Below are 14,175 nucleotides of genomic sequence, written 5' to 3'. Positions count from 1 at the left end.
GCCAACGGTGCAGTCTCGGTCATCCCCCTTCTACAGGACGACGTGTTTCGTCACCGGCCTGCACCCTTCGTCACCCTCATCCACGGAACTCGATCAGAACTTGGATATCCTCCCCCTCCCTGCGGGTCGGGTAGGTGCGAAGAGCACGAAAGGACCATCCCGCCGAGACGGCACCGGTCGCGAGCGCGAACCATGCCAGGTGCCGCGGGCAGAACAGGCGCCCTCCGGAGCAATGGCCCAGGGCGAGATCCGCCCCCTCATGCGGGCAGGCCCGTTCCGCGGCGAAGATCCCGTCGCCGTCCTGCACGAGGACGAGATGACGGCCCGCCACGAAGACCGGGATGATCGCATTGCCGGCGAGCGCCTCGATACGGCAGACGTGAACCCAGCGCCCGCTGTCAGCCGCCGAGATAGGCTTGGCGCACATGAGGATCCGCGATCAACGTCGAGCCTGTTCCCGCCAGCACGATCCGGCCGGTCTCCAAGAGGTAGGCGTAGTCGCAGAGTTCCAGGGCCGCGAAGGCGTTCTGCTCCACGAGGAGGACCGTGGTGCCGGTGTCGCAGATCGCCCGGATGACGGCGAACATGCGCTCGACGATGTTGGGGGCAAGGCCCAGGGAGGGCTCGTCGAACAGGACGAGCCGGGGACGGGACATCAGCGCGCGGCCGATCGCCAGCATCTGCTGCTCGCCCCCCGAAAGGGTGCCGGCGGCTTGGTGCTTGCGCTCGGCGAGGCGCGGGAACTCGCCGTAGATGCGCGCGAGATCGGCGGACACCCCGGCCGGATCGCGCCGCAGGTAGGCGCCCATGGCGAGGTTCTCCGCGACGCTCATTTGCGGAAAGACCCGCCGCCCCTCCGGGCAATGGGCGATGCCCTGGGCCAGCACCTTGCGCGGGTCGGTGCCGGTGATGTCCCGGCCGGCGAAGTGGATGCTGCCCGAGCGCGCCGGAATGAGCCCCGACACCGCCCGGAGCGTCGTCGACTTGCCGGCGCCGTTGGCCCCCACCAGGGCCACGAGCTGCCCTTCGTCCACCTTGAGCGAGAGCCCCTTCAGGGCCGTTACCGCGCCGTAGCCGCAGACGAGATCCCGGATCTCAAGCATCGTTCGTCTCCCTGGCGGCCTGTGCGGCTTCGCGGGCGGCACTGCCCTGGCCGAGATAGGCTTCGATCACGGTCGGATCGGATCGGATCGCCGCCGGCGGCCCCTCGGCGATGAGGCGGCCGTAATTCAGCACCACGATCCGGTCGGAGACCTCCATGACCATCGGCATGTCATGCTCGACGAGGAGGACGGTGACGCCGCGCTCGCGGATCGAGCGGATCAGGCGCACGAAGACCTGGGTCTCGGAGGCGTTCATGCCGGAAACCGGTTCGTCGAGGAGCAGCATGGCGGGCTCCGTGGCCAGCGCCAGCGCGACCCCGACGAGGCGCTGCTCGCCATAGGCCAGCGACCCGGCCTTGTCCTGGGACCGGCCGGAGAGCCCGACCCAGTCGAGGAGTTCACGGGCCCGGTCTCGCAGAGCCGCCTCACCGGCGCGGTCCCGCCCGAGCAGCGTGTCGACCAGCCGCGTGCGGCCCCGCCGATGCAGGCCGATCATCACGTTGTCGAACACGGTGTCGTCGGGGAACACGCTGGTACGCTGAAACGTCCGACTTAGGCCGAGACGGACGATCTCGTGGGGCTGCAACCCCTGGAGGCCGGTGCCGCGGAACCGGACCTGACCCTGGCTGGGCTTCAGGAAGCCCGTCATCACGTTGAAGGCCGTCGTCTTGCCGGCCCCGTTCGGGCCGATCAGGCTGACGATCTCGCCGGGATGGACGTCGAAATGCAGGTCGGCGATGGCGACGAGGCCGCCGAAGCGCACGCCGACATGGTCCACCGACAGGATGGGAGCGCGGATCTCGCTCATGGCCTGACCTCCACGGGAACGCGGGCGGGTTCCGAAGCGCGGCGGCGCGTGGCGAGGCGAGCGAGGCCCGGCACGATGCCCCGGGGCATGACGAACTGGATCACGATCAGCACGAGGCCGAACACCATCCACTGCGCCTCAGGGACCATGACCGGACGCAGGGCGACGGGGAGCAGGCCGAAGATCAGGCCGCCGACGACGGGGCCGAGCAGCGTGCCCTTGCCGCCGCCCACCACCATGATGACCATGGTCACCGTGGTGGAGAACAGGAACACGTCGGGGTCGATGATGCGCAGGTAATGGGCGTAGAGGCTGCCGGCCGCCCCCGCCATCGCTGCCGAGATCACCGCCGCGAGGGTCAGTGTCCGGGTGGCGTTGATGCCCACCGAGAGGGCGAGGGACTCGTTCTCCTTCAGGCCCCGCATGGCCCGGCCGAAGCGCGAGCGCACGAGACGCGCGATGAGCGCGTAGCAGAGCGTGCCGACCACGAGGACGAGGTAGTAGTTCTGCAGCTTCGTGCGCAGGGTCGTCGTGCCGAGGCCGGGGAGCCAGAGGCTGAAAGGCGGGATACCCGTCAGCGCAAGGGGGCCCTGGGTCAGCTCCACCCAGTTGAGGGCCACGAGGCGAACCACCTCGGCGAAGGAGATCGTCACGATGACGAAATAGGCGCCCCGCACCCGGAAGGAGAGGCGGCCGACGAGGTAGCCGCAGGSGGCCGTCGCCAGTACGGCGAGGCCGAACCCCACCACCGGCGGCCAGGGCTCGTGCACGACGCGAAGGCCCCCCAGCAGTTCCACGTCGAAGCCGAGGCTCGTGAGGGCGCTGACATAGGCGCCGATGCCGAAGAAGGCGATGTGCCCGAGGCTGAGCTGCCCGGTGAAGCCGAGGAGCAAGTTCAGGCTCATGGCCGCGATGGTGACGATGCCCGTCGTGATCAACGCGTTGAGCAGGTAGGGGTTGTGGCCCAGCGCGAAGGGCAGGGCGGCCAGCGCCGCCAGGAGGGCGAGAGCGGGGAGGTGCCGGGTCATCCGATGCGCTCCGCCTTGGCGAAGAGGCCCGTCGGCTTGAAGATCAGCACCGCGATGATGATCAGGAAGCCCATGGCGTCCCGGTAGCCCGACGAGATGTAGCCGGCGCCCAGTTCCTCGGCGAGCGCCAGGATGAAGCCGCCGATGGCCGCCCCGGTGATGTTGCCGAGCCCGCCGAGAATCACGATGGCGAAGGCCTTCAGTTCGGCCATGCCGCCCATCTGCGGGAACACCACGTAAACCGGCCCGAGGAGTGCGCCCGCCGCCGCCGCGAGGCTGGAGCCGATGGCGAAGGTCGCGGTGTAGATGAGCCGTACGTTGACCCCCATCAGCGAGGCGGTGTCGTGGTCCTGGAAGGTGGCCCGCATGGCCAGCCCGAGGCGGGTCCGGTTGATGAGCCAGTAGGTCAGCCCGATCAGCGCGAGGGCCGCGCCCAGCACGAACAGCCGCAACCACGACACCGAGACGGGTCCGAGTTGAAGGGGCGCATCCGGGAAAGGGGTCGGGATCGATTTGGCGACACCGCCGAACAGCCAGAGCGTGCCCGATTGCAGGACGATGCCGGCCCCGATCATCACCAGCATGGTCGTGTCCATGTCCGCGCCGCGCAACGGCCGCAGCAGCACGAGGTCGAGGATTGCGCCGAGCAGGAGGCCGCCGAGGATCGCGGTCGGCAGGGCGGCGAAGAAGCCGAGCCCGAGGGCCGTGACGGCGAGGTACATGACGTAGGCGCCCACCGTGTAGAGCGCCCCGTGGGTGAAGTTCACCACGTTCATGATCCCGAAGATCAGGGTCAGCCCGATGCCGAGCAGGGCATAGGTGCCCCCCAGGACCAAGGTGTTGAGGAGGTGCTGCAGGAATTCGGTCATCGAGGCCTCGCCTGTAAGCAGGTGATACGATCGTCGGCTGAGCGTCAGTGCAGGGTCAGCAAGCTTGGCGCGGATCCCTGTCCGTCAGCGTGACGGCAATTGCGCGGGATGGGCGGCCCTCCTCCCCAGCGGATCTCGGGCCTGCCCGAGATCCGTCGAGCTTGTGGGGAGGATTTGGAGGTGGGGGTGGTTGAGCGACCCTCAGCTTGCGGGGGCTAGCGGAGCCACCCCCACTCCTAACCTCTCCCCACAAGGGGGAGAGGGACGCGCTCTGCCTGCAAAAACAGATGGGGAATCCAGTAGCCCTAAGGAGGAGAGCCTGTTCCGCATGTGATACCCGAGGGGTGCGAGCCGGGAGGCATGCGCGCGGCTAGAGCGTCGGCACCACGACTTTTCCGCCGTCGATCTTGACGAGGTAGACGTCGGGCTTGCTCTGGCCGCTCTCGGACCCGACGGGGCCGGACTTGGCGAAGCGGATCGGGCCGTTGAGGCCGGTAAAATCGACCGACCAGAAGCCCTTCTTGATCGAGGCCGCATCGGCGGCGCCGCCCTTCTCGATGGCCGCCGCGATGGCGCGGATGCCGTCGTAGCCGCGAAAGCTCTCGGTGACGCCGGCGAACTCGAAGCCGCGCTTCTTCCACTCGCCGATGAAGTAGGCGGTGGCCGTCGGGTTCGGGGTCTTCTCCGGGTACCAGGGCAGGAAGGTGGTGAGATGCATCGTCCCCTCGGCGGCAGCACCCGCCTGGGCGATGATCTGGTCCGGATTCTGGGAGCCGCCGGTGGTGATGATCCGCTTTTTGAGGCCGAGCGCCGCCATCTGCTTGAACAGGAGCGTCAGTTGATCGACGGCGGCCGTGATCAGAAGCGTGTCGGCATCCGAGCCCTTCAGCTTGGAGAGTTGGGCGCTCATGTCCTGCGCGCCCTGGTCCATGGTCTCCACGAGGCCGACCGTGACACCCTTGCCCTTGAGCATCTTGCCGAAATCGGCCGCCGCCCCCCGGCCCCAGTCGTTGTTGATGGCCAGGAAATCGACCTTCTTCAGGCCGAGCTTTTCGACCATCGGCGCGAAGGCCTCGGCTTCGAGGGCCGAGGGCGGGGAGATGCGGAAGACGTAGGGGTTGCCCGAGGTGGTGATCTTGCCCGACGACGAGGTCTCCACCAGCATCGCGGTCTCGTAATCGGCGAGCTTGGGCATCACCGCGAGCGTCAGGCTGGACCCCCAGGCGCCCATCAGCACCGGGGTCTTGTCGCTGGTGATGAGTTTTTCGGCCACCGCCGCCGCTTCTGTGGGGTTGCTCTTGTTGTCCTCGACGACGAGTTCGAGCTTACGTCCCAAGACACCGCCCTTGGCGTTGATCTGGTCGGCGGCGATCCTGGCGCCATTGACCACGTAGGTGCCCGACGCCGCAAAGGGTCCGGTCAGGGGCTCGTTGACGCCGATCCGGATGGCCTGCGCGTGGGCCACCCCCGCCGACAGGACGAAGGCGAGGGTCAGAGCGGGGATCGTGTGGCTGCGCGTCATGGTGGTCTCCGGTCTTTGGCAGGATCGCGGGCAGGATCGCGGGGAGGAGGCGACGGTCAGGGACGGCGGCCCCATGCGGCGAGGCGCCGGCGCAGGGAGGTCGTCAACATCGTGAGGAGCAGGCGCAGGGGGTTGAGGCCCGTGGCGGCCGGGACCGGCGCACCGGAGAGCCGGGCTTCGAGGTTCGCGGCGAAGTCGGCCCCGAGGCGTCCGGCGAGGTCGCGCACGAGCCCCGGCCGCCCGAACTGCGCCAACGGCCCCTGGAGGGTGTAGCCGACGGCGAGATCGATCCGGGCGGTACCGGGGATCTCGCCCGGTCCGACGCGGTAGCGGATCTCGCCCTGCGTGGCGGAGCGTCCGCCCGCGTCGCTGCCGGCCCCGAGGATGCGTCCCGTGCGAACCGCCTCATCGCGAAAGATCCGGGCGCGACCGCGAAAGCGCGCGGCGATCGGCCCGATCCGCACTTGAAGCGCGCCCTCGACGGCGTCCGGAGTCGGCTGGCCCGTCAGCATGGCGCCGGGCAGGCAGGCGGCCACGGCCTCGACGTCGCCGAACAAGGCGAAAACGGTGTCGGGCGGGTGCGCCACGGTGAAGGCCTGGTCGAACCGGTGCGCGGGCACGAAATCGCCGTCGAGATCGGCAATCGACGGTGCGGTCTCGGCCTGCGCGACGGGCCGTAGGGGCGTGCGGGCCGCATCCGATGCCGGGCCGGACGATGTGCCGAGGCGCGCGCCGACGGGGCCGAGGCCGCGCTGTCCGCCGGTCGTCGGCCCGATGCCGCGGGCGCGACGCTCGGCGATGACGCCGCGCACCGCCCGGACGATGCCGACATAACCGGTGCAGCGGCATAGATTGCCCGAGAGGCCGGCACGGATGCGGCGCTCGTCGGCGTCCGGCAGGCGCAGGACGAGGTCGCGGGCGGCGATGAGCATGCCGGGCGTGCAGTAGCCGCACTGAAGGGCGTGCTCGCGGTTGAAGGCGGCGCGCAGTTCTCCGGCGACCGGGTCGTCGTCGAGCCCTTCGATGGTGGTCACCTCGGCGCCCGCGCAGGCGCCGGAGATGGTCAGGCAGGCCCGCGCCGGCTCGCCGTCGAGGAGCACCGTGCAGGCGCCGCAGATTCCGTGCTCGCAGCCGAGATGGGTTCCAGTGAGGTCGAGGGTGTCGCGCAGGACGTCGGCGAGATGGGTGCGCGGCTCGGCCCGAAGGCTCCGCGCCCGGCCGTTGACGGTGAGAGCGAGGGGCGGGCTCTCGTCGCGGAGGGCGAACGATGCGGTGCTCATGCGGCCTCGCCGACTGTGCGTGTGAGGGAGGGCGGCGCGGCAGCCGCCTGCGCGATGGCGCGCGCCAGAACGGTGACGTGGACGTGGCGGTCGACGGCGTCGATCATCCCGGCCCCGCGCAGGCGCGCATCGGCGGCCCGTGCATCGAAGCGTTCGGCGAAGTCGGGGCCGATCCGGCCGCCGAACAGCTCGGAGGCGTCCGGCAGCACGAGGGGCGTACGCTCGATGGCGCCGATCACCACGCGGCCGCGTCCGGCATGGGGCTCGATCCGCACGGCCCCGATGGCGTGGGCGAACTCGCCGATCTTGGAGCAATGCTTGACGTAGCCCCAGGCGGTGCCGGGAGGGAGGGCGGGAATCCGCACGGCGACCAGCATTTCGCCGGGCGCCAGGGCCACGTCGAGGGCGCCGGTGACGAAGTCCTCCAGGGCCAGCCGGCGGCGGCCGGAGGCCGAGGCCAGTTCGACTTCGGCGCCGAGGGCGATCAGCGACGTGACCCAGTCGGCGGCCGGATCGGCATGGACGAGGGAGCCGCCGATCGTGCCGCGATTGCGCACCGGCCGGTAGGCGATGGCCATCGCCACCCGCGCCATGGCGCCGCCCGTCAGGTCGGGGACGCGCCCGTCCTCGATATCCGCATGGGTGATGCAGGCGCCGAGCACCAGGGTCTCGCCTTCGACGGACGCCCGACGCAGCTCGGGGATGCCCGTGATGTCGAGGACGAGGTCGGGTTCGACGAGGCGCAGGTTCAGCATCGGTCCGAGGGATTGCCCCCCGGCCATCAGCTTCACGCTGCCCTCGGCGGTGGCGAGCCGGGCGAGCAGGGCGGGCAGATCGCCGGGGCGCTCATAGGCGAAACGGGCGGGTTTCATGCGGCCTCCCGGCTGCGGGCAGAGGCCGCGTCGCGGGCCTCCAGCACGGCCTCGACGATCCGATGCTGGCTCACCGGCGCATGCAGCATCGCCACACCGAGGGGGCGCAGGGCGTCGTTGATGGCGTTGGCGAGCGCGGCCGGGGGCGCGATGGCCCCGCCCTCGCCGATCCCCTTCACGCCGAACTGCGTGTAGGGGGAGGGGGTCTCCATGTGGTCGATGCGAGGTTCGGGCACCTCCGCCGGCCCCGGCAGGAGGTAGTCGGCGAAGGTGGAGGCCAGCGGCTGGCCCCGGGAATCGAAGCGCATCTCCTCGTAGAGGGCCGTGCCGATCCCCTGCGCGAGGCCGCCATAGATCTGGCCGTCCACCACCAGCGGGTTCACGAGGGTGCCGCCATCCTCGACGATGACGTAGTCGAGGATTTCCACCGCCCCTAAATCGGGGTCCACGGCGACGAGGGCCGCATGGGCGGCGTAGGAGAAGGTGCCGGAATCGCGTTGCGGCTTGTAACCGGCGGTGACTTCGAGGCCGCCCGGATCGACATCGAGGGCCAGATCCTGCGGGCGCCGGTACCAGGTGTGGGCGATCTGGGCGAGGCCGACATCGCCCGAGGGGCCGACGACGCGACCCGCCTCGAAGCGGCAGTCCGCCGGGTCGGCCTGGAGCAGGTGCGCCCCGATGCGGAGCGCCCGCAAGCTGAGCTCGCGGCAGGCCGACGCCACGGCGCCGCCCGCCATCACCATGACGCGCGATCCCCAGGAACCGGTGGAATACGGCGTCATCGCGGTGTCGCCATGGACGAGGCGCGTGCGAGCCACCGGCACGCCGAGGATTTCGTGCGCCACCTGCGCCAGGGTCGTCTCCAATCCCTGCCCGTGGGAATGGGCGCCGATCCGGAGTTCGAGGCCGCCATCGGGGGTGAGCCGCGCGCCGGCCTGCTCGTGGCCCGGCACCATGGGGATGCCCCAGCCGGAATAGACCGAGGTGCCGTGCGCCGCCTGCTCGCAATAGATCGAGAGTCCGAGGCCGATGCGGCGCCCGTCGGCCTCGGGTGTCCGCTGGCGCGCCCGAACGGCGTCGACGTCGATGGCGGCGAGGGCGCGTCTCAACGCCTGCGGGTAGTCGCCGCTGTCGAAATGCTTGGCGGTGATGTTGTCGAAGGGCATCTGCTCGGCCCGCACGAGGTTCTTCTCGCGCACCGTCCAGGGTTCGATGCCCGCCTCGGCCGCCACCGCGTCGAGGATCAGTTCCATGGCAAAGCACACGCCGGTCCGGGCGACCCCGCGATAGGGCAGGATCGGGCATTTGTTGGTGGCCACCGACCAGGTCCGGCAGCGATAGGCCGGGAAGTCGTAGGGGCCGGGCAGGATGCTGGCCACCTGCGCGGCCTCCAGGCAGGCGGAGAACGGGTAGGCCGAGTAGGCACCGGAATCGACCGTGGCCTCGCAATCGATGCCCCGGAGGGTGCCGTCCCGTTCCGCATAGGCGGTGATGCGGTAATGGTGCTCGCGGCAATTGGCGTTGGCGGTGAGGTGCTCGCGCCGGTCTTCCAGCCAGCGCACGGGGTGGCCGACGCGGAGCGCCAGCCAGGCGAGGCAGACATCCTCGGCGAGCAGGATCGCCTTGTAGCCGAAGCCGCCGCCCACATCGGGCGAGACGATGCGCAGGCGCCCCTGCTCGATGCCGAGACATTCGGAGAGGCCGTTGCGCACGATGTGCGGCATCTGGCTCGCCGTGTGGACCACGAGCTGGTCCATGCGGTGGTCGAGATGCACCACCGTGCCCCGCCCCTCGATGGGCGCCATGCACTGGCGTCCGGTGGAGATGGTGCGCGAGACCTTGATCGGAGCGTCGAGCGCCGAAGTGAAGTTCACGTCGACCAGGGTCTCAAGAAAAACGTTGTCGCCCCAATGCTCGTGGACCAGGGCGGAGCCGGGCTCGCGGGCGGCGAGCATGTCGTGCACGGCCGGAAGCTCCTCGAGGTCGAGGACGATGGCGGCGGCGATGTCTTCGGCTTGCGCCCGCGTCGGCGCGAGGCAGATCGCCAGCAATTCCCCGACCTGCCGGACCTTGTCCTTGGCCAGGACCGGCTGCTCGGAGACCTTGAAGCCGGCGAGCCCCGAGACGGCCCGGATCGGCTGCACGTCCGCGAGGTCGGCCGCCGTGAACACCTGCCCGCGAAACGCGTCAGGTACGTGGATCGCCCGGATGCGGGCATGCGCCAGGGGGCTGCGGACGAAGGCGACATCCTGCAGGCCGGGCAGGCGCAGATCGCCGACATAGTGTCCGCGCCCGCGCATCAGGCGGTCGTCTTCCTTGCGGGGCAGGCGGGCGCCGACGCCCTCGGTGAGGCCGTTCGCGTCGCTCATGCGTGTCTCCCCTCGATGAGGTCGATCGCGGCGCGCACCAGCACGCCGCCGGGACGACGCAGTTCGTTCAAGATCGAGAAGTGTTCGGCCCCCGCCACGGGGACGAGCGGCCCCGGCGCGTGGTGGGCGCTGCGCAGGGCATGGAAGTCACGGGCGTCGTGGACGAGGGCCGGGCGCTCGGCGCTGCCATAAGCAATGGCCAAGGGTTTCCCCATCACCGGCAGGCGCAGGGGTGAGAAGGCCGCGACCTCAGCGTCGGTGAGTGAGAGGGCATCGTTCAGGCCGGTGTCACGGATGGGCCCGAGTTCGTAGACGCCCGAAATCGCGAGCCCTGCCACAACGGCCGGATGATGGAGCTGCATCGCCGCGAGATGCGCCCCCGCCGACCAGCCGGCGATCACCAACGGACCGGCAACGCCGTGAGCCGGCCCGTGCTCTGCCAGCCAGTCGAGGCACAAGCCGATCTCCTCGACGATTTGCGTCAGGCTCGCTTCGGGGGCGAGGGTGTGGCCCGGCATCGCCACGGACCAGCCGGCGGCGGCAGTGCCTTCGGCGAAGCAGGCGAACAGGTCAGGGGAATTGCGCTGCCAATAGCCGCCGTGAATGAAGACGAGGCAGGGCGCGGCCGGGTTTGTCGCCGGATAGAGGTCGAGGGCCGTGCGCGGCGCCGGCGCATAAGGGATGTCGAGGGCGCCCGGATGCGCGGCGCGGTAGGCGGCGGAGGCCGCGTTCCGCGCAGCGGCCTGGGCGGCGGCATCGGGTACCGCCGCATTGTTATCGTAGGCAGCATCGCGCGCCGCCCGGTCGAGGCGGGACCAATCGCGCCGGGGGTCGGGCGGCAGTGGGGACGGATCGGCCCTCATGCGGTCGTCTCCTTCGAGTGCCAGGGTCAGGCCGCGACGGCGCTGGGCAGGATCGGCGAGTCGGCGTCGAAGCGGCGGCCAGCGCGCAGGCAGAAGGCCGGCTGCAGCAGGCGCTGGGCGATGACCTGCGTGTCCTCGTTGTCGCGCAACAGGAAGCGACCGCGATGGTCGTGCAGCACCGAGACGTCGGCGGCGAAGCCCGGCGTCAGGGCGCCGATCCGGTCGGACAGGCCCAGCATCTCGGCCGGATGCTTCGTCACCATGGGCACCACCTCTTCGAGGCTGAGGCCCAACGCCATCATCGAACTCATGGCCTGGGTCAGGCTGAAGCGGGCCTGGCCGAGGAAGGGGTGGTTCTCGTCGTCGTGGTGCTCCTCGGGCGTGCCCGCCGGTCGCGGCACCTCGGTGTTGTAGCCGTGCATGTCGGCGCCCAACGTGTAGGGCACGACGCCCGCCGGCAGGGAGGCGCGGGCCACCCGATAGGAGAAGTGGCTGCCATGCCCGACATCGACCCGGAGGCCCGCATCCATCGCCGCCCGGATGATCGGGTGGACGACGCCCTCCTCGTTGATGAAGCCGCCCGGATGACGCGTGAACGGGTGGGCGAGGAAATCCCCGGGGCGCAGCAGCGGGATCACCCGCTCCATGATGGTGTTGGCGTCCTCGCCGTTGGCGCCGCTCTCGGGCAGGCCCCAGAGCTGGCCGAAATGCACGTAGAGGGGCAGGTCGGCCCGGCGGCTGATCTCGGCCGCCATCTCCATCACCTTGATGCCCCAGCGGGCGAAGCCCCCGATCTCGGCGTGCCCCTTGATGCCGCGCACGAGGTCGCGGTTCTCCACCGCCGACTTCACCGTGGCGTCGATGTCGACTCCGTCCGGGCTGTAGAGGTTCGGATAGAAGTGCCCTTCGAGGCCGCCGACCAGATAGGCGGAGAGGAACGCGTAGATCCGGGTCTCGGCCTTCTCGGAGACGAAGTGGCGAAAGCCCGGCAGGGTCATGCAGGAGGCGCCGCCCTGGTCGATGACCGTGGTCACCCCTGAGCGCACGCCGACCATGTCGGGCGGCAGTCCGAACCGGCCTGTGACGTATTGGTAGACGTGGCCGTGGGTGTCGATCATCCCCGGCAGGACCAGCTTGCCCTGGACGTTCACCACCTCGGTCGACGAGGAGGGGACGATGTGGTCCTCGACGGCGGCGATCCGCCCGTCACGGATGGCGACGTCCTTGATGCCGTCGATGCCGGAAACCGGGCAGATGACCCGTCCGCCGCGCAGCAGCATGTCGTAGCGACCAGCGTCCATTCCGTCTCCTCCATCGTCGCGTGTCGGCCTTCGCCTTGCCTCGCACGGACGTGACCAAGGAAATGCGAAGCATGCTTCGTATATCTGCCAAGGCATGTTACGTGCCAGGAACGGTCCGGGCTTCGGATCGGGAGCGGGAGACGAGACGCGGATGAACGAAAGCGGGCTGGCTGAAGCGAATGCGGCGCCATCACCGGAGGCTCTTCAGCCCATCGGAACACCTTGGCTTTTGCCGGAGCGGCCGGGATTTCTCATCCGGCGCCTTCATCAGATTCACGTCAGCCTCTTTTCAGAGCGTTGTGGCGCTTTCCGTATCACTCCGCTGCAGTACAGCCTGCTCTCTTTACTGGCAGAATGCGGCGAAGCCGATCAGACAACATTAGCCAATGCTGTGGCTCTCGACCGTACGACGACGACCGGCGCCATCAAACGTCTGGAAGCACGCGGATTCGTCGAACGCTCTGCTTCACCGACCGACCGGCGCTCTCAACGCTGCCGGTTGACTCAGGCCGGCCGCGTCTTGCTGAGCCGGATGGAGGCGGCCGCACGACAGGCGCACGACGCGACGCTCGAATCCCTCTCGGAAGACGAGCAAGCGACCCTGATCCGCCTGATGAAGAAGATCACTGCAGCCAACCAACAGCGTCGGGGCAAAGATGAGTTGCTGGGGTGATTGCCGTGCAACGTCCGCCGCATCCGTGTCTCGATGAAGCTCGCGACTGTGAACGCGCAGGCATCGTCGCGGGGCCGGGCAATCCCGTTCCCACGAGTGATCGACCCATTGTGGAGCCTCAAATCGGTCCGGTCGCGCTTCAGATGCCTATCGATGTCTTGCCGCGCCCAAGATATTGATTATCCGCTCCTGTCTATTTATTCACGCAGATCAAACCATAACACTGGTGATCACCGATCGGGCGCCTTACAGATCGGTGCAATGTTAATTTTTTACTTGTATCGGAAGGCAGTTATGTAGGGCGGTGATGTAGCGCGCGGGGTGGTCCGCGATGATCGGCTTTGCGGCCGAGCGGCTGACGGCGTGGGAGGGCTGCGCAAGGGGTGTGCCTTCCCGGCCTCCTGAAGCCGCAGCGCACGGCCGACCCCTCCGACAAGCTCAGGATGAGGAACACTGACGGCGGTGATCCAGAAGGCCTACATCCTGGGCATCTCGACCCGCTCCGCGGAGGATCTCGTGCAAGCTATGGGCTGGGTCAGGAACCTGATGAGTTGCTCGGGAGATAGACGAGGGATCGCGTCTGAGGCCGACCTTGTCGTCCGTGCCCAATATTGACGGGCTCCGCGCCGCGCCGGCTTCGTGCAACGCTCGGCAATGAAACGTTAAGCCCGCCGGGGTGTGCAGCCAAAGCCCCGACCTCGAAGCTCGTCTGAATAGGCTTGAATGGGTTTCTAGAGAACCTGGGACAGGAATCGCCGCGTGCGCGGATCGACGGCGGACGAGAACAAAGTCTCGGGCGGCCCGTGCTCGACGATGACACCGCGATCGGTGAAGTAGACGTGGTCGGCGACCTCGCGCGCGAAGTTCATCTCGTGGGTGACGAGGAGGCAGGTCATGCCCTCCTCGGCCAACTCGCGGATGGTGACCAGCACCTCCTTGACCGTCTCGGGATCGAGGGCGGCTGTGACCTCGTCAAACAGCATCACGTCCGGCCGCATCGCGAGCGAGCGGGCGATGGCCACGCGCTGCTGCTGCCCGCCCGACATCTCGCCGGGATAGGCCGCCTCCTTGCCGGCGAGCCGCACCTTGGCAAGGAGCGCCCGTGACCGGGCCTCGACCTCCCGCTTGTCCTGGCCCAGCACGTGGATGGGCGCCATCATGACGTTCTGCAGCGCCGTCTTGTGCGGAAACAGGTTATACTGCTGGAACACCATGCCGACCTTGCGCCGCAGGGCCAGCTTGTCGAGTTTCGGGTCGGCCACTTCGATCCCGTCGACCCGGATGGTGCCGGAGGTGACTGGAACGAGGGCGTTGATGCAGCGGATCAGCGTCGACTTGCCCGAGCCGGACGGCCCGATGATGCAGACGACCTCACCCCGACGCACGTCGAAGCTGATGCCCTTGAGTACCTCGGCTTCGCCGAAGGACTTGTGCACGTCGAGCAGCTGGATGATTGGCGCATTGGCGGTCAGAACCTTCAGCATCGG

General features: G+C 68.9%; 13 protein-coding genes. 1 reads left to right on the top strand and 12 read right to left on the bottom strand.

Annotated elements, in window-relative coordinates; genetic code table 11:
* Positions 1–76: 76 nt before the first annotated feature.
* The 11 genes from ASF08_RS04635 to ASF08_RS04585 all read right to left on the bottom strand — a co-directional run bounded on the left by ASF08_RS04635 (position 77) and on the right by ASF08_RS04585 (position 12,015).
* Positions 77–427 carry a Rieske (2Fe-2S) protein gene (locus ASF08_RS04635; protein WP_056141955.1) on the bottom strand — a complete coding sequence of 117 codons (351 nt, stop codon included), beginning with the start codon at positions 425–427 and terminating at the stop codon, positions 77–79.
* A complete protein-coding gene (locus ASF08_RS04630; protein ID WP_018042461.1) occupies positions 399–1,103 on the bottom strand; it encodes an ABC transporter ATP-binding protein in 705 nt (234 codons plus the stop codon). The genes ASF08_RS04635 and ASF08_RS04630 overlap by 29 nt, the downstream gene beginning before the upstream one ends.
* Positions 1,096–1,911 (bottom strand): ABC transporter ATP-binding protein, encoded by an 816-nt coding sequence (locus tag ASF08_RS04625; protein WP_187273441.1) that lies wholly within the window; start codon positions 1,909–1,911, stop codon positions 1,096–1,098. The genes ASF08_RS04630 and ASF08_RS04625 overlap by 8 nt, the downstream gene beginning before the upstream one ends.
* Entirely contained in the window at positions 1,908–2,939 is a 1,032-nt protein-coding gene (locus ASF08_RS04620; protein WP_056141952.1) for a branched-chain amino acid ABC transporter permease, read from the bottom strand. The genes ASF08_RS04625 and ASF08_RS04620 overlap by 4 nt, the downstream gene beginning before the upstream one ends.
* Positions 2,936–3,808 carry a branched-chain amino acid ABC transporter permease gene (locus tag ASF08_RS04615; protein WP_056141947.1) on the bottom strand — a complete coding sequence of 291 codons (873 nt, stop codon included), beginning with the start codon at positions 3,806–3,808 and terminating at the stop codon, positions 2,936–2,938. Before ASF08_RS04615 ends, ASF08_RS04620 begins: the two co-directional genes overlap by 4 nt.
* A 370-nt stretch (positions 3,809–4,178) precedes the next feature.
* Positions 4,179–5,330 (bottom strand): ABC transporter substrate-binding protein, encoded by a 1,152-nt coding sequence (locus tag ASF08_RS04610; RefSeq protein WP_056141944.1) that lies wholly within the window; start codon positions 5,328–5,330, stop codon positions 4,179–4,181.
* A 56-nt stretch (positions 5,331–5,386) separates the two neighbouring features.
* Positions 5,387–6,610, bottom strand: coding sequence for a xanthine dehydrogenase family Fe-S subunit (locus tag ASF08_RS04605; RefSeq protein WP_056141941.1), 1,224 nt, complete (start codon positions 6,608–6,610; stop codon positions 5,387–5,389).
* Positions 6,607–7,482, bottom strand: coding sequence for an FAD binding domain-containing protein (locus tag ASF08_RS04600; protein WP_056141939.1), 876 nt, complete (start codon positions 7,480–7,482; stop codon positions 6,607–6,609). Before ASF08_RS04600 ends, ASF08_RS04605 begins: the two co-directional genes overlap by 4 nt.
* Positions 7,479–9,851 carry a xanthine dehydrogenase family protein molybdopterin-binding subunit gene (locus tag ASF08_RS04595; protein ID WP_056141936.1) on the bottom strand — a complete coding sequence of 791 codons (2,373 nt, stop codon included), beginning with the start codon at positions 9,849–9,851 and terminating at the stop codon, positions 7,479–7,481. The genes ASF08_RS04600 and ASF08_RS04595 overlap by 4 nt, the downstream gene beginning before the upstream one ends.
* On the bottom strand, positions 9,848–10,714 hold the full coding sequence (locus ASF08_RS04590; protein ID WP_056141933.1) for an alpha/beta hydrolase: 867 nt from the start codon (positions 10,712–10,714) through the stop codon (positions 9,848–9,850). The genes ASF08_RS04595 and ASF08_RS04590 overlap by 4 nt, the downstream gene beginning before the upstream one ends.
* A gap of 26 nt (positions 10,715–10,740) precedes the next feature.
* A complete protein-coding gene (locus ASF08_RS04585; protein ID WP_056141930.1) occupies positions 10,741–12,015 on the bottom strand; it encodes an amidohydrolase/deacetylase family metallohydrolase in 1,275 nt (424 codons plus the stop codon).
* Between the two features lie 151 nt (positions 12,016–12,166).
* On the opposite strand from ASF08_RS04585, the gene ASF08_RS04580 reads away from it, so the two are divergent.
* Entirely contained in the window at positions 12,167–12,688 is a 522-nt protein-coding gene (locus ASF08_RS04580) for a MarR family winged helix-turn-helix transcriptional regulator (RefSeq protein WP_056141927.1), read from the top strand.
* 731 nt (positions 12,689–13,419) lie between these two features.
* On the opposite strand, the gene ASF08_RS04575 is transcribed toward ASF08_RS04580, so the two are convergent.
* Entirely contained in the window at positions 13,420–14,172 is a 753-nt protein-coding gene (locus ASF08_RS04575) for an amino acid ABC transporter ATP-binding protein (RefSeq protein WP_056141924.1), read from the bottom strand.
* Positions 14,173–14,175: the final 3 nt, after the last annotated feature.

Source organism: Methylobacterium sp. Leaf85, assembly GCF_001422125.1.
Classification (GTDB): Bacteria; Pseudomonadota; Alphaproteobacteria; order Rhizobiales; family Beijerinckiaceae; genus Methylobacterium; species Methylobacterium bullatum.
The sequence above is the reverse complement of the archived record's forward strand: the minus strand, read 5'-3'. Positions and strand labels throughout refer to the sequence as shown.